This is a genomic window from Novosphingobium lindaniclasticum LE124, from assembly GCF_000445125.1.
GTDB classification, from domain to species: Bacteria; Pseudomonadota; Alphaproteobacteria; order Sphingomonadales; family Sphingomonadaceae; genus Novosphingobium; species Novosphingobium lindaniclasticum.
This window is the reverse complement of the sequence record NZ_ATHL01000120.1, coordinates 1-19,175: the sequence shown is the minus strand read 5'-3', so window position 1 is coordinate 19,175 and position 19,175 is coordinate 1. Positions and strand designations below refer to the sequence as shown.

19 protein-coding genes are annotated in these 19,175 nt (G+C 66.0%); 5 read left to right on the top strand and 14 right to left on the bottom strand.

Translation table 11 applies throughout. The features are described from left to right. From L284_RS46995 to L284_RS41725, 11 genes are all read right to left on the bottom strand, one after another. Window positions 1-879: DUF1440 domain-containing protein (locus L284_RS46995; RefSeq protein ID WP_160172145.1), on the bottom strand; the 879-nt coding region annotated here is incomplete at its 3' end. A 69-nt stretch (window positions 880-948) separates the two neighbouring features. Next, on the bottom strand, window positions 949-1,188 hold the full coding sequence (locus tag L284_RS46990; RefSeq protein WP_021235364.1) for a hypothetical protein: 240 nt from the start codon (window positions 1,186-1,188) through the stop codon (window positions 949-951). A gap of 277 nt (window positions 1,189-1,465) precedes the next feature. Then, the gene (locus L284_RS41765; RefSeq protein WP_021235362.1) at window positions 1,466-2,533 is read right to left on the bottom strand and encodes a phosphotransferase; all 1,068 of its coding nucleotides are present in this window, start codon (window positions 2,531-2,533) and stop codon (window positions 1,466-1,468) included. 4 nt (window positions 2,534-2,537) lie between these two features. Continuing rightward, on the bottom strand, window positions 2,538-3,752 hold the full coding sequence (locus tag L284_RS41760) for an acyl-CoA dehydrogenase family protein (RefSeq protein WP_021235361.1): 1,215 nt from the start codon (window positions 3,750-3,752) through the stop codon (window positions 2,538-2,540). Further along, a complete protein-coding gene (locus tag L284_RS41755; RefSeq protein ID WP_021235360.1) occupies window positions 3,749-4,294 on the bottom strand; it encodes a VOC family protein in 546 nt (181 codons plus the stop codon). The genes L284_RS41760 and L284_RS41755 overlap by 4 nt, the downstream gene beginning before the upstream one ends. Window positions 4,295-4,307: 13 nt before the next feature. Then, a complete protein-coding gene (locus L284_RS41750; protein WP_021235359.1) occupies window positions 4,308-5,744 on the bottom strand; it encodes a 2-oxo acid dehydrogenase subunit E2 in 1,437 nt (478 codons plus the stop codon). Window positions 5,745-5,757: 13 nt separating this feature from the next. Beyond that, window positions 5,758-6,771, bottom strand: coding sequence for an alpha-ketoacid dehydrogenase subunit beta (locus L284_RS41745; RefSeq protein ID WP_021235358.1), 1,014 nt, complete (start codon window positions 6,769-6,771; stop codon window positions 5,758-5,760). A 16-nt stretch (window positions 6,772-6,787) separates the two neighbouring features. Beyond that, entirely contained in the window at window positions 6,788-7,777 is a 990-nt protein-coding gene (locus L284_RS41740; RefSeq protein WP_021235357.1) for a thiamine pyrophosphate-dependent dehydrogenase E1 component subunit alpha, read from the bottom strand. Window positions 7,778-7,823: 46 nt separating this feature from the next. Beyond that, window positions 7,824-9,032: an acyl-CoA dehydrogenase family protein gene (locus L284_RS41735; RefSeq protein ID WP_021235356.1), complete on the bottom strand. Its 1,209-nt coding sequence runs from the start codon at window positions 9,030-9,032 to the stop codon at window positions 7,824-7,826. Window positions 9,033-9,037: 5 nt separating this feature from the next. Further along, entirely contained in the window at window positions 9,038-10,198 is a 1,161-nt protein-coding gene (locus tag L284_RS41730; RefSeq protein WP_021235355.1) for a thiolase family protein, read from the bottom strand. After that, a complete protein-coding gene (locus L284_RS41725; protein WP_040713999.1) occupies window positions 10,195-10,593 on the bottom strand; it encodes a Zn-ribbon domain-containing OB-fold protein in 399 nt (132 codons plus the stop codon). The genes L284_RS41730 and L284_RS41725 overlap by 4 nt, the downstream gene beginning before the upstream one ends. A gap of 139 nt (window positions 10,594-10,732) precedes the next feature. Between L284_RS41725 and L284_RS41720 the strand changes: the two genes are divergently transcribed. Next, entirely contained in the window at window positions 10,733-12,373 is a 1,641-nt protein-coding gene (locus L284_RS41720) for a GMC family oxidoreductase (protein WP_021235353.1), read from the top strand. A gap of 115 nt (window positions 12,374-12,488) precedes the next feature. On the opposite strand, the gene L284_RS41715 is transcribed toward L284_RS41720, so the two are convergent. Continuing rightward, the gene (locus tag L284_RS41715) at window positions 12,489-13,262 is read right to left on the bottom strand and encodes a helix-turn-helix transcriptional regulator (protein WP_021235352.1); all 774 of its coding nucleotides are present in this window, start codon (window positions 13,260-13,262) and stop codon (window positions 12,489-12,491) included. Between the two features lie 152 nt (window positions 13,263-13,414). Between L284_RS41715 and L284_RS41710 the strand changes: the two genes are divergently transcribed. From L284_RS41710 to L284_RS41695, 4 genes are all read left to right on the top strand, one after another. After that, the gene (locus L284_RS41710; RefSeq protein WP_021235351.1) at window positions 13,415-14,533 is read left to right on the top strand and encodes an acyl-CoA dehydrogenase family protein; all 1,119 of its coding nucleotides are present in this window, start codon (window positions 13,415-13,417) and stop codon (window positions 14,531-14,533) included. Window positions 14,534-14,691: 158 nt separating this feature from the next. Further along, window positions 14,692-15,942 (top strand): putative DNA modification/repair radical SAM protein, encoded by a 1,251-nt coding sequence (locus L284_RS41705; RefSeq protein ID WP_021235350.1) that lies wholly within the window; start codon window positions 14,692-14,694, stop codon window positions 15,940-15,942. Window positions 15,943-15,945: 3 nt separating this feature from the next. Further along, window positions 15,946-17,373 carry a UdgX family uracil-DNA binding protein gene (locus L284_RS41700; protein ID WP_021235349.1) on the top strand — a complete coding sequence of 476 codons (1,428 nt, stop codon included), beginning with the start codon at window positions 15,946-15,948 and terminating at the stop codon, window positions 17,371-17,373. A gap of 162 nt (window positions 17,374-17,535) precedes the next feature. After that, window positions 17,536-17,739: a hypothetical protein gene (locus tag L284_RS41695; protein WP_021235348.1), complete on the top strand. Its 204-nt coding sequence runs from the start codon at window positions 17,536-17,538 to the stop codon at window positions 17,737-17,739. Between the two features lie 27 nt (window positions 17,740-17,766). Here L284_RS41695 and L284_RS41690 read toward each other — a convergent pair whose 3' ends face one another. Both L284_RS41690 and L284_RS48540 read right to left on the bottom strand, forming a co-directional pair. Further along, window positions 17,767-18,426 carry a methyl-accepting chemotaxis protein gene (locus L284_RS41690; RefSeq protein WP_021235347.1) on the bottom strand — a complete coding sequence of 220 codons (660 nt, stop codon included), beginning with the start codon at window positions 18,424-18,426 and terminating at the stop codon, window positions 17,767-17,769. A gap of 101 nt (window positions 18,427-18,527) precedes the next feature. Then, on the bottom strand, window positions 18,528-19,175 hold a 648-nt coding region (locus tag L284_RS48540), incomplete at its 5' end, for an IS1634 family transposase (RefSeq protein WP_021235346.1).

Here is a 19,175-nt window from a genome sequence, read left to right as displayed (position 1 = left end):
GGCGGTGGCGGCTCCGACCAGCCCGCCCGCAGCCATTCGCGCCGCCAGACCCATGGGCGCGATCCGGGCCGGAACGCCGGGGCGGATATCGACGTAATACTCGCCCAGCGCGGCCAGCCCCAGGGCAGCCGCCGTCCAGGGCGAGGACAGAATGCCGAGCGGACCTGCCCGGCCGGCGGTCCCATCGGCCGTTGCCGCGGCCGTGATCGAAACCGCGACGGCAGGCGTCATCGTGCGCTGCCCGTTCGCCAGCCCGAGCAACAGCGGCACGGCCCAGTCACGCATTTCCAGACCGCCCTGAGCCGCCGAACCGGAAAGCTCGGCGATCGGCCCTCGCAGCGTACGCCGCAGGGCTTCGGTTGCCATGCCGAACACGAGGTGGGAAGCATAACCGTAGAGATGCGTAACGACCGTATATTTCCAGGGTGGGCGCGCGAAGCCGGCCAGCGGGACGGCTAGCTGGTCGATCAGGGTCGCGGCGGCCAGCCCCATGGCCGCACCGCGCCAGCGCGCCGCCTGCGGCTTCACCTCGACGACCGCGCCATAGAGGCTCCCGGCCATGGCTCCCACCAGGTAGTGCACGGCGCTGCCCGCCTCGTCCTTGTCCTTGCGCGGGAGCCCCCTCCCGGACGCGAGCACCGTGAACCGCTCGGCCGCCTTGACGGTGGCCGGATCGCCGGGCGACTTGCCATCGGCGGGACCGGGCCGGAACAGGCCCTGCGCCTGATCCTGAAAGCGATCCATCACCCAGCTTGCCGCCAGACCGGCAACAAAGCCGCTAGCGCTGCCTTCGGCCAGCTTCAGCAGTTCGGCGCGGCGCTCTGCGGGCAGAACGATAGAGCCCGCTTGCGGCGAAGCGGCAGTTCGAAAAGCGGTCATCGGGAATCCTTCCATGGCGGCTTTCGGGTGCAGCGACGGAGCAAATGCCATACCCTGCGTCGTCTCGGCCTAGCTTGTTTTCGAAGGTGCAACGCCGCCGCCCGGAATTGGTGCCGCACCATCGGCGACGGCGCGCCGGAGTGCCTTGCCGCCGCGTTTTGCCGAGCCTTGCGGCACCGGCGCGAGTTCGCCGAAAACCTCGGCCACGGCCGCCTCCGCCGCCACCAGATGAACCTTGCCCGGCGCGCTCGCCTGCACCAGGCAGACCGCGTTCTTCGGGCAGATGTCGAGACAGGCGACGGAGGCCACCTTCCATCGCGCCCCACCCTGCCCCCTTTTCAGTTCGGCCTTGAGCGCCTTTTCGAGGACCTAGTCGCCCTCTTGGCCGAAGCGCTTGCCGACCTTCCTGCTGCACTTGCGGCACACCAGCAGGAGATCGTCCCACTTCGCCGGAATGTCCCGGAGACTCTTCTTGCTCGCCATCATCGCTTCCCTGCATGATTTCCTGTCATGCTGGCAGGATCATGCGGGATGCGCGAACGCGAACTTCCGTTTTCTGACGGCGGCGAAGGCGATCAGGAGCGCGTCAGCGGCTCGCCTCGAGGCTTTCTCGCGCCATGCGTGCAAGAACGGGAAAGCTCTCGGCCCGGCTGGCGGCCTGGGCATTGGCGGCATTCCCGCGCAGGACGCGGCCCTTGATGCCGTGGAAGATCGCCGCGAGGCGAAACAGGTTGAACGCGACGTAGAACTCGTAATTGGCGATGCCGTCCCGCCCGGTTCGCGCGCAATAAGCCGCCACATAGTCCCGTTCGGACGGGATGTTCAGCGCTGCAAGATCCGCGCCGAAAAGACCCGGCACGATTTCCGGCGGCATGCGGTACATCAGCGTGTGGTAGGCGAAGTCCGCCAGCGGATGGCCGAGCGTCGACAGCTCCCAGTCCAGCACCGCCAGCACGCGCGGCTCGGTGGGATGGAAGATCATGTTGTCGCAGCGACAGTCGCCGTGGATCACCGACGTTTCGTCGCCCGGCGGAATCAGCGCGGGCAGCGCTTCCACCAGCGCGTCCATGTCGGCATTGCGGCCGGCAAGTTCGTCGGTCTGGTACTGCTTCGTCCAACGGCCGATCTGGCGCGCGAAGTAATTGCCGGGCTTGCCGTAGTCGCTCAGACCCGCCTTTTCCGGATCCACCGCGTGGAGGGCCGCCATAACGGCGTTCATCGCGTCGAAGTAGGCTGGCCGCTCCTCACGCGAGACTTGCGGGAACGTCGCGTCCCAGAAGATGCGGCCCTCGACCAAGTCCATGACATAGAACCAGGTGCCGATCACCGAATCGTCGGTGCAGAGCCCATGGATGCGCGCGACGGGAAAGCCCGCCGCGCCCAGCGCCATCTGCACCCGCGCCTCCCGGTCGACCGCATGGGCGCCGGGCAACAGGTCGCCCGGCGGCTTGCGGCGCAGGACATAGCTGCGTGACGGGGTGACGAGCCGGTAGGTCGGATTGGATTGCCCGCCCTTGAACTGCTCCACCGTCAGTGGTCCCGCAAAACTCTCGACGTTCCGCGCCATCCAGCGCGCCAGTGCGGGTTCGTCGAAGCGATAGCCTTCGCGGACGGGAACGGTGCCCGAATTGTCGGCGGCGAGATCGACGGCCATGACCTTAACCGGCCTCCCCTTGGCTCGTGCTCGTTTGCGCCTGCTTCCACTCGCGCTTGATCTTCTTGGCGAGCGACCATTTATGCACTTCGGTCGGCCCGTCATAGATGCGGAAAGCGCGGATTTCGCGGAAGACCTGCTCCACGATCGTCCGGTCGGTGACGCCGATGCCGCCCATCACCTGCACGCAGTTGTCGGCGATCTTCATCAGCGCCTCGCTCACCGCGACTTTCGCCATGGAGCTTTCGACCGTGCCCAGCGATCCGGTGTCGAGCACGTCCGCGCACCAGTCGATCATCAGGCGTGACTGCTGGAGCAGGATGCGGTTCTCCGCCAGCATGAAGCCCACGCCTTCGTGGTCGATCAGCGTCTTGCCGAAAGCCTCGCGGCGGCAGGCATAGTCCACCGCGATCTCCTGCGCGCGGATGCAGGCACCCAGCCAGCGCATGCAGTGCGACAGGCGCGCGGGGCTGAGGCGGATCTGCGCATATTTGAAGCCCTCCCCCGGCTCTCCCAGCATCTGGGCGGCGGGAACGCGAAGCCCGCGGATCGTCAGCGTGGCATGACTGCCCGGCATCGAGGTGTCGATGGTGTTGGGCACATGGTCGATGACGATGGTGGGATCGGGCAGGTCCACCAGGAACATGCAGGCGCCGCCCTTGCTCGCCTCGTCCACCGAAGCGGCCATGACGATGCCGACCATCGCCCCCTTGGCGCCCGTGATGAAGGTCTTGCGGCCGTCGATCACCCAGTCGTCGCCATCGCGGCGGCAGGTGGTCTTCATCATCGACGGGTCGGACCCGGCGCCGCCCCAGTCCGCGGGCTCGGTCATGAAGAAGGCGGAGCGGCCCCGGCCCTCGACCAGCGGCTTCAGGAAACGATCCTTCAACGCCGGCGAGCCGACATGGCCGATCAGGTACATGTTGCCCTCATCCGGCGCCATGGTGTTGCAGGCGAGCGGGCCGAGCGGCGAAAGGCCGGAACGGACCAGAACTTCGGCCGTCTCACGCTGGCTAAGATGGCTGCCGTCCGCGCGGATATGCGGGGTGAGCACACCCGCCGCGCGCGCCTTTTCGCGCAATTCCATGACGAGTTCGTCGGTCGGCGCGCCGTGATGATCGCGGCGCGAGTCGCTTTCGTAAGGCACCACGACGTCGCGCACGAAAGCCTCCACGCGATCGGCCATGGCGGCGATATCAGGAGAGAGGCCCTCGCTCATTGCAGCACCCGCACCGGGTCGCTGCCGTCCCAGTCGCGGGCGGCCTGCTTCATCATCTCGAACAGGCCTTCCGATCCGGCCGTGGGCTGGAGATATTCGATCACGAAGCCCGGGCCCTGGCCCGGATCGACATAGATCACTTCGCCGTCATCGCCCACTTTGACCTCGACGATTACTTCGGCTCCCGCTTCCGCGCAGGCGCGGCGCGCTTCGGCAATGTCTTCCACGAAGACGCAGACGTGGTGGAGCCGATCGCGCACGGCGTATTCGCCGGTGTAGAGCGAGGGCGCCGCGCTCTCGGTGCGGATCAGCTCGATCTGGATATCGCCCCAATAGCCGATCGCCATGGAGAACGTCGCATCGGTGGGCTGGCCCCTGTATTTCATCTGGCCCAACTGCACGTCGTTCAGCACGAAGAACGGGCCGACGCCCACGGTCTCGATCCAGTAGGCGAGCGCCGCGTCGAAATCGCTGGGGAAGTAGGCAAGCTGGATCACCTCTCCCAGCGCTTTGAGCGGTCCCGGTTTGGCCGGACTTGTCATGGCTTTTCCTTATTCAAGCGAAGAGGCCCTGCGGCTCCTCGATCAATGTCTTCAGCGTCTGGAGGAACTGCGCCCCGGCAGCCCCGTCGATGGCGCGGTGGTCGAGCGAGAGCGTCAGCGCGATCCGCGTCTCGAACGCCACGCCGCCGCCCGCCGCTTCCACCGGCTGGCGCTGCGCCGCTCCAACGGCCAGGATCGCGCCCTGCGGCGGGTTGATGATCGCGTCGAAGTTCTCGATCCCGAACATGCCCAGGTTGGAGACGGAGAAGGTGCCGCCTTCCATGTCCTCCATGCCCAGACCGCGCCCTTGCGCCTTATCGATCAGGCGCCGGGTCTCGGCCGCAAGCTGGTCGATCCGCATGCGGTCGGCCTGCCGCACTACCGGAGTGACGAGACCCTGGGGACCGGCAACCGCGATCGAGACGTCGGCATGGGGGAAGCGGTAGATGTCGGTGCCGTGGACCTGCACGTTGACCTCCGGATGGCGGACCAGCGCCATGGCGCAGGCCTTGACGATCCAGTCGTTCACCGAGGCCTTGCAGCCGAGCACCAGATTGGCGCTCTTGCGCAGTTCCAGCAGGACATCGGCGCGGGCGGACAGGCGCAAGTAGAAGTGCGGAATCTCCTGCTTCGCCTGGGTCAGACGCTGTGCGACGACCTTGCGAATCCGGTCGAAGGGGACAATCTCGGGCCGGTTTTCTCCCGCCACGAAAGCAGGTACCGCGAGCGACCCGGAACTTGCCGGGGCCGGCACCAGCGCCAGGACATCCGCTTTGGAAATGCGGCCGCGCGGGCCGGTTCCGGCTACGCCCGACAGAGCGATCTCGTGCAGGGCCGCGATACGGCGCGCGAGCGGGGAGGCGAAGACCTTCGGGTCATCCTCGGGTACTGCCAATCTCCCTTTCAGCGTCGGCCGCGCAGGGCCGCGCAGGGCCTTGATCACGTCCTGATGGGTGATCCTGCCCTGACGGCCGGTACCCTCGATCCCGGCGATGTCGACGCCTTCCTCCTCGGCAAGACGCAGCGCCTCGGGGCTGATCGGACGGTTGGTCTCGATGGGCACGCGCACCCGTCCCGGCGCGCCGACGGCAGCGCCCACGGGCTCCGGCACGGCGGCTTTCGTCTTCGCAGCGCCCTGCGCCACGCCGCCTTCGGCGGGCACGAATGCGGCGATAAACGCCTCGATCTCTTCATCCGAATGCTGGCCCTCGTCGAACACTGCCAGCAGCGCGCCCACCGGCTCGGCCTCGCTGCCACCGGAAACGAGGATGCGCCGCAAGGTGGCGTCGTACTCGGCCTCGACCTCGTTGGTGATCTTGGCGGTCTCGATCAGGCACAGCGTCTGGCCGCGCGTGAACGCATCGCCTTCGCGGACCATCCATTCGGCCACGGTCCCTTCGGTCATCTCGATGCCCCACTTGGGCATCGTGAAAGCGCGGATCCTGCTCATGACAGCGCCCCCTTCAACGGTATTCGAGCGTCTTGCGAACGGCGGCGGCGACTTTCGCGGGGCTGGGCAGATAGGCGCCTTCCAGCTCGCGGGCGAAAGGCACCGGGGTATGGGGCGCGGTGACCATCTCGATCGGCGCCTTGAGGCTGGCGAAAGCCTTGCCGGCCACCAGTGCGGCAATGTCGGTGGCCAGGCTGCACCGGGGCGGCGCTTCGTCGACGATCACCAGCCGCCCGGTCGCCTCCACGGAATCGAGGATCGCTTCCTCATCCAGCGGAGACGTGGTCCGCAAGTCGATCACGTCGCAGCCCACGCCATCCTGCGCCAGATCGTCCGCCGCCGTCTCGGCATAGCCCACCATCATGCCGGAGGCGACGATCGTCACGTCCTCGCCGGCCCGCGCCAGCCGGGCATGGCCGAAGGGGATGACGAAATCCGGATCGTCCGGCACCTCACCGGTCATCGCGTAGAGGAACTTGTGCTCCAGGAAGACCACCGGATCGTCGTCGCGGATAGCCTGCCGCAGCAGGCCGCAGGCATCCGCGGGGGTCGCGGGCATGACGACCTTGAGGCCGGGCATGGAGGTCACGAACTGGCTGATCATCTGGCTGTGCTGCGCAGCGGCGTTGTAGCCCGCGCCGCAGGGCATGCGGATCACCGCCGGGCAGACCGACTTGCCGCCGAACATGTAGCGGAACTTGGCGATCTGGTTCCACAGCTGGTCCATGCAGACGCCGATGAAGTCCGCGAACATGATCTCCGCCACCGGGCGCTTGCCCGCCAGCGCCAGCCCGCCCGCCGCGCCCATGATGGCGCTTTCGCTGATCGGGGTGTCGATCACCCGGTCGGGCCCGAAGGCGTCGTAAAGCCCGGTCGAAGTGGACCAGATCCCGCCGATCGCCTCCGGCCCGCCCGCCGTGCCCATGCCACCCACGACGTCCTCGCCCAATACGACGACGCGCGGATCGCGCTGCATTTCCTGGAATATCGTGCCGCGAATGGCGTCGCGGTACATCATCTTTGCCATGTGTTACGCTCCGCCGTCAGTAGCTGATATAGACGTTTTCGAGGACGTTTTCCGGCTGCGGCCGCGCTGCCGCGCGCGAGTCTGCGACGGCCTGCTCGATGGCCTGCAGCGCATCCGCATCCACCGTGTCCAGATCGTCGTCCGTCAGGAGCTTTGCGCCGGTCACCTTCTCGCGAAACTTGCGCAGGCAGTCGCGGGTGGCGCGCAAGCGGTCGAGTTCGCCCTCGCCGCGATAGCGCTGGGGATCGCCCTCGAAGTGGCCGAAGAAGCGCTCGGTATCGAACTCCACCGCCGCCGGGCCGTTGCCGGGCGTGCGCACGAATTCCAGCACTTCGCCGAATGTGTCGTAGACCGAGAAGAAGTCCGTCCCGTCCGCGCGCCAGACTTTCATGCCGAAGGCCTCGGCGCGGCTGGCGATGTCCTGCGCGGTGCCCACGGCATAGGCATCGCCGGTATGTTCGGAATAGTGGTTGTTCTCGAAGACGAAGATCGCGGGCGCCTTGGTGACGACGGCCAGATTCATCGCCTCGAACGTGGTGCCCTGATTGCACGCCCCGTCGCCCGAGAAGGCGATGGAGACGGCCAGCCTGCCGTTCTCGTCCGGCCCGTCGATCTTGTTCGAAAGCGCCGCGCCCACCGCGATCGGCGCGCCGGCGCCGACGATGCCGTTGGCGCCCAGCATGCCCTTGTCGATATCGGCGATGTGCATGGAGCCGCCCTTGCCGTTGCAAAGGCCTTCCTGGCTGCCCCAGATCTCCTTCATCATGCCGGTCACATCGCAGCCCTTGGCCAGGCAGTGGCCGTGGCCGCGATGGGTGGAGACGATCTTGTCCCGCTCCGAAAGGTGTTCGCACACGCCCACGGCCACGGCTTCCTGCCCGCAATAGAGATGTGTGAAACCCGCGATCTCTCCGGTCTGGATCTCCTCGTGAAGACGTTCCTCGAATTCGCGGATCAGCTTCATCTGCCGATAGGCGCGGGTCAGCGCCTCGCGGTTCAGTTGCATGCCGGTTTCCTCTCCCGTTGTCGTCCGCATCTCTATACGGTTCCTTTCAGAGGCCCAAGACGGACTTGGCGATGATGGTGCTCTGCACTTCGTTTGTCCCGCCGAAAATCGTCCAGGCCCGGCTGTTGAGATAGCGCGCGGCGGCGACTTGCGCGGCGCGCGAATGAACCGGCTCAGGCGCATTGTCGCCATAGAGCGGGCGCGCGGTTTCCAGCTGGAGCCCGGCGATCCCGAACAGATCCACCGCCAGCAGATCGATCTCCTGCCGCAGGTTGGATGCCAGCAGCTTGGTAAGCGAGGTCTGCGGCCCCGGCTTGCGCCCCTTGGCGATCTCCGAGATGATCTTCAGTTCGATCATCTCCAGCGCCTCTACGCCCAGCCGGGCTTTCGCCAAGCGGCGGCGCCAATCGATGCTGTCGGCCAGAGCCCCGCCGCGCCCGTCGCTTTCCGATTTTGCGGCAACCTCGATCTGGGCGAGATCATAGCCGAGCTTGGGCGCATGACACGATCCGCCGCGCTCGTTTTCGAGCAGGAACTTGGCGATGGTCCACCCCTCGCCCTCCCCGCCGACCAGGTTCTCGACCGGAACCCGCACGTCTTCGAGGAAGACCTGGTTGACCTCGTGATCGCCCGCTGTCGTCAGGATCGGCCGCACCGACACACCGGGGCTGGCGAGATCGATCAGCAGGAACGAGATGCCCGCCTGCTTCTTCACCTCCGGATTGGTCCGCACCAGCGTGAACATGCCGTTGGCGTGGTGGGCATGGGTGGTCCAGATCTTCGATCCGTTGACCACGTAATCGTCACCGTCCCGCACCGCGCGGGTCTTCAGGCTGGCGAGGTCGGACCCGGCGGCGGGTTCGGAAAAGCCCTGGCACCAATAGTCCTCGCCCGAAAGGATGCGCGGCAGGTAGCGGGCCTTCTGCGCCTCGCTGCCGAACGTCCAGAGCACCGGGGCCAGGAGCTTGAGGCCCAGCACGGTGAGGTTCGGCGCCCCAGCCGCAGCGCATTCCTTTTCGAAGAGATAGCGCTGGAGCGGCGTCCAGCCGGTGCCGCCATGCTCGACCGGCCATTGATAACCCAGCCAGCCCTTGGCATCGAGAACCGCATTCCACGCCTGCCCGATCTCCGGCTCCACGAAGACCGAGGGCGTGGCGGCGGCGCCGGCTTTCACCGCATCGGGCAGGTGATCGCGCAGGAAGGCGCGCACGTCTTCGCGGAAGGCTTTGTCGGCGGGGGAAAGTTCGATGTCCATGCTTTCTATCGTTCCAGAATCGTCACGGCGGATACGCCCGGCGCCCCGTAGACATGGCTGTAGGCGGTCTTCGGCTGATGAGGCACCTGACGGCCGCCACCGTCCCCGCGCAATTGCACCACGTTTTCGTAGACCTGTCGCAAGCCCGAAGCGCCGATCGGCTCTCCGCAGGCAAGGCAGCCACCATCGGTATTGACCGGCAGCGCGCCGCCGATCTCCGTCCTTCCCTCGGAGAGCCAGCGCTCCTGATCGCCGTCGGCGCAGAAGCCGTTCTCGGCCATGTGCATGATCTCCGCGCCAGCTTCGGTATCCTGAAGCTGGGCCACGTCGATGTCGCCCGGCCCCATCCCGGCAAGGCGGAAGGCGTCGGCGGAAGCGATGCGGGTAGCAGTGCCGCGCGGCGCGCTGTCGTCCGCCACCACATCCACGCTCGGCGCGAAAACCTCGAAGCTGTGCGGCGGACGAGTACGCATGGTCGCGGCCTTCAGGCGGACCAGCGGCTTGCCCAGCTCGCGCGCCTTCTTCTCGCTGGCGAGCACGAGTGCGACGCCGCCCTCGGCGGGCGAGCAGAACATGTACTTGGTATAGGGATCCGAGACGAGCGGCGCGGCCAGGATTTCCTCGATCGGCACCGGCTGGCGGCGCCAGGCGTGCGGCGCATGGGCACCGTTCCGAAACGCCTTTTCGGACACGCGCGCCAGCGTCTCGGTGGAGATGCCGAACATATGCATGTAGCGCATGATCTTCGCCGCGAAGAACTGGGTGGTGACCATATAGCCCGCCTCGCCGTACCAGTCGGGCAGGTTGTATTCGCTGGGCAAGGCATTGAAGGCGCCGCGCGGATGCTTGTCGAACCCGACCGCGAGGCCAAGCTCGAACTCGCCCGACTTGATCGCCATCTGCGCCGAGAACAGCGCCGAGCCGCCCGCCGCGCAGCCGTTGCGGACATTGATGAACTGGACGCCGGTAAGGCCCAGCCGGTCCACCATCGTATCGGGATTTCCAGCGGCGTCCGAACTCCCGTAGGCGAACTGGATCTGCGGCCAGTCCACTCCAGCGTCGGCGAGCGCCTGCCGCACCGCGAAGACGCCCTGATCCACCCCGGACAGACCGTCGGTGCGCCCGAAAGGATGGATGCCGATGCCGACGATGCAGACGTCGCTCATGCGCGCTCCCCTTCGATCGGGGCGAAAGCGGGAATGGCCAGCGGTTCGGCGGCTTCGGGATCGAGCGCCAGCGGCACCAGACGCACCGGCATGCCGATCCGCACAGCGTCGAAACCAACATCCACAAGCCGCGCCTCGACAATCACTTCGCCGGGCAATTCGACATAGGCGACGATCCACGGCGTGAAGGCTTGGGGGCCTGCGTAAGGCGGGGTCTTGGGGCGATAGCGCTGCACGGTGTAGGACCACAGCCTGCCCTCGCGCGCCAGCGGCACCGGATCGCAAGCATCGCCGGCAGGACAGGGAAACACCACGCGCCCCGTGGCCCGTTCACGGCCGCCCAGCAACCGGGGCGGCGTCTCGGCGGTGAACAGGCCTTCGGCAATGGCGCGCATCGTTCTCCCCATCTCTCGGCTTTCGAGTCCGTTGATGTGAATGGTTTAAGCGCGCCCGCCCCGCCTTTGTGACTCATCAAAACGCTAGGGTAGCCAATGTGCCAGTTCGTGCGACGGTCGGCGGCGGGAGAACGCACTTATGGCCAAAGCCTGGGACTACATCATCGTCGGCGCCGGTTCGGCCGGCTGCGTCATGGCGGAGCGGCTCAGTGCCGATGGCCGCAGCCAAGTGCTGCTACTGGAAGCGGGCGGCAGCAACGACAGCTTCTGGGTCACCTTGCCCAAGGGCGTCGCCAAGCTGGTGAAGAAGCCCGAGCACATGTGGGCCTATCCGGTTTCCCAACCGCGCGAAGAAGGCGCGAACGAAAGCGGCGGCGAAGTCTGGATCCGGGGCAAGGGCCTCGGCGGCTCATCCTCGATCAACGGCATGATCTGGAGCCGGGGCGAGCCGGCCGACTACGACGCCTGGGAGAGCGAGGCGGGCGCCACCGGCTGGAACGGCGCGAGCATGACGGAGGCCTTCCTCGAACTGGAAGACCACGCTGCCGGCGCGTCGGAGCTGCGCGGCAGCGGCGGCCTCGTCCATGTCGATCCCGCCTGCTACACGTACCCGCTGGCGGAGCGCATGATCGAATCCGGCGAAGCGCTCGGGCTAAGGCGCGTGGACGACCTGAACGCGGCCACCGGCCCGCGCGTCGGCTACTACAGCCACAACATCCGGAACGGACGGCGTGAATCCTCCGCGCGCACATATCTGGCAGCGGCGCGCGGACGGCCGAACCTGACGATAGTGACCGGTGCCCTGGCGGAACGCATCGTGTTCGACGGTACCCGCGTAGTGGGACTCGAGGCCGCGGTGAACGGCCGCCCGCAACGGTTCGATTGCGCGGGCGAGATCGTCGTGAGTGCCGGCGCCATGGAAAGCCCGCTACTGCTCCAGCGCTCCGGCATCGGCGACAGCGACCGGCTCAGGGCGGCGGGCATAGCGCCGCTCGTCCACTCACCCGACGTGGGCGAGCGGATGATCGAGCACCTGTCGATCTCGCTCCCTTACCGGCTGGAGCACGGACGCGGCACCAACCGCAGCTTCTTCGGGATCGGCGCGGGGCTGGCGATGCTCCGCTACCTGCTGCGCCACGACGGGGTGCTGGCGACCGGGCCTTTCGAGGTCGGCGCCTTCTGCAACGTCGCCCATCCCGATGGACGAACGGACGCGCAGTTCTATCTCGGCGGCTATACCTTCAAGGTCGGCGACGACAAGGACCCGGTCCCGCTCGACAAGATCGATCCGCTCCCCGGCGTCACCATCTACGGCCAGCTGCTGCGCCTCACCAGCGAGAGCGCCGTGAGGGCTACCGGTCCGAACCCTGGCGATCCGCTGGACATCCGCCACAACTTCCTGACGACCGAGCACGATCGCCGCTCGGCCATAGCCCTGGTGCGCAAGATGCGTGCGTTCATCGCCGCAGCGCCGCTGGGGCGAATGGTCGGGCCGGAACTGGTGCCGGGCGCGCAAGTGGAAAGCGACGAGGATGTGCTGGCCGCCTTCCGCCGCCTGTCGAGTTGCGGGCTCCACGCCATCCGCTCCTGCCGCATGGGCGACGATCCCGAGGCGGTGGTCGATGCTCGCCTTAGGGTGAAGGGCGTTCAGGGCCTGCGCGTGGCGGACTGCTCGGTCATGCCCGGGCATGTGACCGGAAACACCAACGCCCCCGCCATGGCGCTCGGCCTGCGCGGGGCCAAGCTGATGCGCGAGGATCGTTCGCCGCATCCGTCTTGATCCGGGACCGCTGCCGGTCTTTAGACGCGCAGCGCGGAGAACGCCTTGCCTGAAGTTGGGTGACGCGAGGCCAGCGGTTCCGGATCAAGTCCGGAACCACGCCTGTTCTGCCGGCTCAATTATGCAGTGAAATGTACCCAAGCTGCGCGGCCTTGAACACCGTCTGGCTGCGGTTCACGGCGTTCAGCTTGGTCGCCGCGTTGTGGATATGGAATCGTACCGTCGCCCGGCTGCGCGACATGATCATGCTGATCTCCAGGTCGGTCTTGCCGATCGCCGCCCAGCGCAGGCACTCCACCTCGCGCTTCGACAGCCGCGATTCCGGCGGCAGCGCCTGGGTGGAGCCCATCACCTGCACATATGTCGCGATGAAGGTGCGGGCATAGAGCCCCAGCGCATCGGATAGCCTCAGGAAATCCTCGGAGAGATCGGTCCGCTCCTTGTCGAGCGGGTTGAAACTCACCGCGCCGATCTGGCCGAACGGCAGGTGCACGGGCACCGCGATGCAAGCCCGCGTCATGGCCCGCTGTTCGAAATTGGCGATGTCGATCGATTGAAGGTAGGCGTTGGGGTCGCGCGTGTGAAATCCCTGCGCATTGGCCCAGAACGGCTGCCCCTCGAACCGGCAGGCGGTCGTCAGCGGAGAATCGAGAGCAATGCGCGAATTGCGCCACCACACGCGCTCATCGTCGCCCCAGCCGAATACCTCGATGGCCAGCACCTTGCCGTCGCCGTCGACCGGCGTGCGCTTGTCGGCAATGTCGTGCGCAGGCGCCGCCCGGTAGCCCAGGTCCATGGCGATCTTGTGCAGCGCCTTCGCCGCCGGGCGGATCTCGGCCGGCGACGAGACGCGCACGGCGTCTATGTTTTCCTGTGACAACAGCGACATGTTTTTCCTCTCTTGCCGGGCAGCTTAACGCGACCCGCCAGGGTGCACAATTGCCCGAAAGCTCAAAAAACAGGTTCCTCCGCCTAGTCTTTTGCCCAGCGGAGATGGGCCCGCGGCAGGTGCTACACCCGTATGACAGACGGGAGAGCCATGTGAATTTCGACCTCAGCGAAGACGAGGAAATGCTCAAGGCGCTGACCGAGCGCTTCGTCACCAACACGTACGACCACACGACCCGGCGCGCGTTCCTGGCGGAGCCGAGCGGGTTTTCCGGCAAGAACTGGGCTCTGCTGGGCGAACTTGGGCTGATCGCCGCGCCTTTCCCCGGAGAAATGGGCGGCCTCGACCTGGATGCCACGGGAATAGCCACGGTGTTCGAGGCGCTTGGACGGGGCATGGTCGTGGAGCCGCTGGCGGAAGCCTCCGTGCTGGCCGGGCGCCTTTTCGCCTTGACGGCCCCCCCGGCCCTTCGCGAAACCTGGCTGGACGACCTGCTCTCCGGCGCCAAGCGCCTTGCCCTCGCACACGCCGAGAACGGCGCACGGAACGGTTTGGTCTGGGTGGAGACATCGGCGGTCGCTGATGCCGGTGGTTATCGCCTGATCGGTGCGAAACCCTACTGCATCGCCGGTGGGGGGGCGGACGGCTATATCGTCTCCGCTCGCCTGTCCGGCACGCCGGACCAGACGGAGGGGATCGCGCTGTTCCTGGTCCCCGCCGAGATCGCCGGCTTGCGCCGCCGCGACTGGCCGCTGGCTGACGGGTCGATCGCCGCCGCGCTCACGCTCGACGACGTTCGCATATCGGACATCCACCGTCTGGACGGCGGCATGGCGGAAATCGAGGAAGCCCAGCAATTCGCCGGTCTCGCGCGCTGTGCCGAAGCGCTCGGCATCATGGAGCGCATGTTCCACGACACGCTCGATTATGTGCGCACGCGGGACCAGTTCGGTGCCCCGCTCGGCACGTTCCAGGCGATCCAGCATCGCATGGTCGCACAATATGCCGCCATCGAGCAGAGCCGCGCCTTGCTGAACCTTGCGCTCGTATCTGCGGGCGGGGACCACTTCGCGGAAGCCGTAAACGGTGCCAGGGCCTGGATCAGCAACGCCTCGATCACGCTGGCGCACGAGATGGTGCAGTTCCACGGCGGAATGGGCGTTACCGACGAACTCGCAATCGGCGCCGGTCACAAGCGATTGCTGGTACTCTCTCGCTGGCCCGAAGGTCCCGAGGCGGCGTTGGATCGCTACGCAGGATGGGTACAGTGATCGCCGAACACCTGTGAACAGGCCAAGGCGATCTTTCCGATTACGATTGCTCACGCAGAACGGATAGAGAACATTTTTATTGCATCGACTTTGGCTTTCGGCCATTTTGCGACTCCAATTCCTTGCCGAAGGCGCATGGAAAACAAGGTTTCTGCAAAATGCCTGCCCTCGAAGTCGCTGAAAAGCTCACCATTCTTGCCGATGCTGCCAAGTACGATGCTTCGTGCTCGTCCTCGGGCGTAAAGAAGCGGGACTCGCGCGACGGCAAGGGCATCGGCTCAACGCTGGGCGGCGGCGGCATCTGCCATGCCTATGCGCCCGACGGTCGCTGCATCAGCCTGCTCAAGGTGCTGCTGACCAATAGCTGCATCTTCGATTGCCACTACTGCATCAACCGCAAATCCTCGAACGTCAGGCGAGCGCGATTTACGGCGAAGGAAGTGGTGGACCTCACGCTCGATTTCTACCGTCGCAACTATATCGAGGGCCTCTTCCTCTCCTCCGGCATCATCCGTACGCCCGATTATACGATGGAGCAGATTGTTGAAGTCGCCCGGTCGCTGAGGGAAGATCACGATTTTCGCGGCTATATCCATCTCAAAACGATCCCCGACGCCGATCCCGAGCTTGTGGCGGCGGCAGGCCGACATGCGGACCGTGTCTCCATCAATGTCGAACTGCCGACCGCCAGTGGACTCCAGCGCCTTGCGCCCGAGAAATCGCAGTCCCGCATCGAAGGCGCGATGGGCACGATGCGCTCTGCCATCGAGGACGGTGCCGACGCGCGCAAGCGGTTCCGCTCGGCCCCCTCGTTCGCGCCCGCCGGCCAGTCCACGCAGATGATCGTCGGCGCGGATGCCGCCACCGATCGCGATATCGTCTCCCGTGCCGCTTCGCTTTACGAGAAGTTCGATCTCAAACGGGTCTATTATTCCGCCTTCAGCCCGATCCCCGACGCCAGCACGGTCCTGCCGCTGCGCCGCCCACCGCTCATGCGCGAGCACAGGCTCTACCAGTCCGACTGGCTCATCCGCTTCTATCAATATTCCCCTCAGGAAGTGAGCGCCGCCGCCGATGCCGCCACCGGCATGTTGCCGCTGGACATCGATCCCAAGCTCGCCTGGGCCCTGCAGTTTCGTGACCGGTTCCCCATCGACGTCAATCGTGCGCCGCGAGAGATGCTGCTGCGCATCCCGGGCCTTGGCATCAAGGCGGTGGACGCGATCGTTGCGGCCCGCCGCTGGCGTACGCTGCGGATGGAGGACGTCGCCCGCATGACCGTCTCGGTAAAGAAGCTAAGGCCCTTCATCGTCACGGCCGATTGGCGCCCTACCGCTCTGCTCGACCGCGCCGACTTGCGCCCGCTGGTGACGCCCCGCGCCACCCAGTTGGAACTGTTCGCGGCCTGAGCGATGCGGGTGGTCCGCCTCGATGCCGAAGACGATTTCGACGGCTGGCGCATCGCCGCACGGTCGCTCGCAAGCGAGGGCGTGGCGCCGGCCGACGTGGTCTGGCAGATCGGCGATCGGATGGTCGATCTGTTCGCGGCCGAAGCCGCCTCCAACAAAGGTGGTTTGGCTGCTTCGGCTTCTCCTCTGCGCGTCTCGCGGCAGTTCATCGAGCTGGCGCGAGACGCCGCGCTCCATAGCGAGCCTGAGCGTTTTTCGCTGCTCTACGTCCTGCTTTTACGACTGCTCGATCAGCCGGAGGCGCTGCAGGATCGGGCAGATCCTCTCATCCGCCGCATCGAAGGCTTCGCGCGTAACGTCCGGCGCGACAGTCACAAGATGCACGCCTTCGTTCGTTTTCGCGAGTTGAAGGACGACGTCGGGCCGCGCTTCGTCGCGTGGTTCGAGCCCGAACATCACATCCTGCGCGCCAATGCCGGGTTCTTCGTCGATCGCTTCACGAACATGCGCTGGTCGATCCTGACCCCGCGCGGCACTCTGCACTGGGACGGCGCCGTCCTAGCCGAAGGCCCCCCCGCCACGCGCGCAGATGCGCCGGGCGGCGATCCGGTCGAGGACGTGTGGAAAGCCTATTACAGCGCGATTTTCAACCCAGCTCGGGTGATGCCGCAGGCGATGCTGAAGGAAATGCCGCGCAAATACTGGAAGAACATGCCGGAAACCGCCCTCGTCCCGCAGCTCATCGCCGGGGCGCGCAAGCGGGAACTGGCGATGATCGAGCAGGCGCGCACCGCGCCCCCCGTCGGTGCGGGACAGGGCAAGGGGCGTAGCGGACCGGAAGCCCTGGTACTGCTGGCGGAAGAAGCGACCGGCTGCCAGCGCTGCCCGCTCTGGAAGCCCGCGACGCAGACGGTATTCGGGGAAGGCCCGCACGACGCCGAGATCATGATCGTCGGGGAGCAGCCGGGCGACCAGGAGGATCTTGCCGGCCGCGCGTTCGTCGGCCCGGCCGGTGCGGTGTTCGACCGCGCCCTGACGCAAGCAGGCATCGATCGCAAGCGTGCCTACGTCACCAATGCCGTGAAGCATTTCAAGTTCGAGCAACGCGGCAAGCGGCGGATCCACGCGCGGCCCAACACCGGCGAGATCGAGGCTTGCCGGTGGTGGGTGGACCAGGAACGCGCCATCGTCCGCCCCAGACTCGTCATCGCCATGGGCGCCACGGCCGCCCGTTCACTCACGGGTCGCAGTGTCACGATCGGAAAGGAACGCGGACGCGCCGTCTCTCTGCCGGATGGAACGCCGTGCTGGATCACGGTTCACCCCAGCTATCTCCTGCGCCTGCCCGCCGAAGCCGACTCGGATGCGGAATTCGCCCGCTATGTCGCTGACTTGCGCAGTGCAGCGCAGAGTCTGGCCCCGATGGCTTGAGGGCGAGATGAGACTGGCCGAAACATACATCACAGCGATCAACCGCACGGCTCTTCCGAGCAACGATTTGACGCAAACCGCTCTGCGCCATTGGGAAACCAATTAGCTTCGGTTCCGCAAGTGCGAATGCCGAACACGGCAGCGCACCGCTGGAGGAGTCACATGAAGGTCTACACCCTGCAGTTTTCCGAGGATGAACACGGTCTTGCCAAGCGGCTCGAATTCAAGGCACCGGACATAGCCGGAGCCTTGATCATCGCCCACCGCGAAGCTGCCAAGCGCAGCGCCGACTTGTGGGAAGGCGCTCTCAAGCTCTGCACGATTCGCCGTTCCCGGGATGAAAGGACGATCCGCCTCGCCTCCTGAGAGCGGGAAACGACAGCCGCTTTCCTTTTACGCCACCTTGAAGCGCAAGGCCTGCGCCGCAAGCCGGTCCACTTCCTCGGTCAGCCCCCGTGCCGCGGCGGAAGCCTGCTCCACCATGGCGGCATTCTGCTGCGTTGCGATGTTCATCGCGCCGATGGCCGCCGTGATTTCGCTCACTGAAGTTGCGGAAGCGCGATTGCTCCTGGCCATGCCGCCCAGCAGGACGTGAACTTGCGCGACGTCGCCGGCAATGCCCTCGAACGCGCCGTCCACCCGCTCCACCGCACCCAGTGCCGAGACGATTTCCGCCTGGGTCACGCTAAGTTGCGCGCGGGCGCTGCGGGCTTCGTCTTCCGAACGCTTCGCCAGCGCCGAGACCAGGTCGGCCACCACGGCGAAGCCGCGACCGGCATCCCCCGCCCGGCCCGCCTCGACAGCGGCGTTCATGGCAAGCACCCGCGTCTGGAAGGCGATCTTGTCGAGCCCTTCGATCACCCCGTCGATATTGGTGGCGCTGTCCGACACCCGGCGCATGGCGCCGACAGCTTCGGCGGCCACTGCCCTGCCGCCGGCCACCGTGGCGATGGCCTCGTTGGCCCGCGACACCGTTTCGTTCGCGGCATCGGCGCCGGCCTTCAGGCCGTTGTCGATTTCCAGCAGCGCTGCGGAACTCTGTTCCAGGCCCAACTTGAACAGTGCGTTTTGAAAATACGTTTTTGTTCAATGGCATGCGTGCACAGGCGCAAGTGTTACCACTACATTTTTGGGGTCGGTTGAGCTGCAGAGGCTCAGGTTTGCGGTGGCAACTCGCTGATATTGGCCGGCAGCGCGATGCCGGTTGCCTTGAAGACATTCCCTACCTGGCCCGAGACGTGGGTACGGGTGGTAATGACCTTGCCGTCCTTTTCGATGGTGGCTTCCTGAAGGCGATCGAGATCGTTGAGGAGCGGCTGCCATTCGGGCTGGAAGCCCTTTTCCTGACAAAGACGGGTGAGTTCCTTGGCCAGCGTCAGAGCGAGGAACGAGACAAACACATGGCCGCGGATAGCGGCATCGGACTGATGGAAGATGGGCCGGGTATCGAAGCTCGCCTTGGCGACGCGGAACAGGGCTTCGACCTGAAGCAGGTCACGGTAGCGGATGACCGCCTGCAGCGGGGTGATCCGGGCATTGGTGCGCAGCACGCTGATACCATCGTAGCGGGCCTCGTCGGCAAGCTTGCCCATGTCGATCTCGAAGGTCTTGCCGCTGGCCTTGAGATAGCGGCGATAAGCTGAGTTACCAACCAGGGCCTTGTCACCCTTCTTCAGCTGGGTCTGGAGGCCATCGATGATCGCTTGCCGATCGGCTTTGTCCTTCCTTGCCTCAGCTTCGTTGAGTGTGACGACATAGCGCTGGGCATCTGCGCCTTTGCCAACGCGCACCTCCTTGACCCA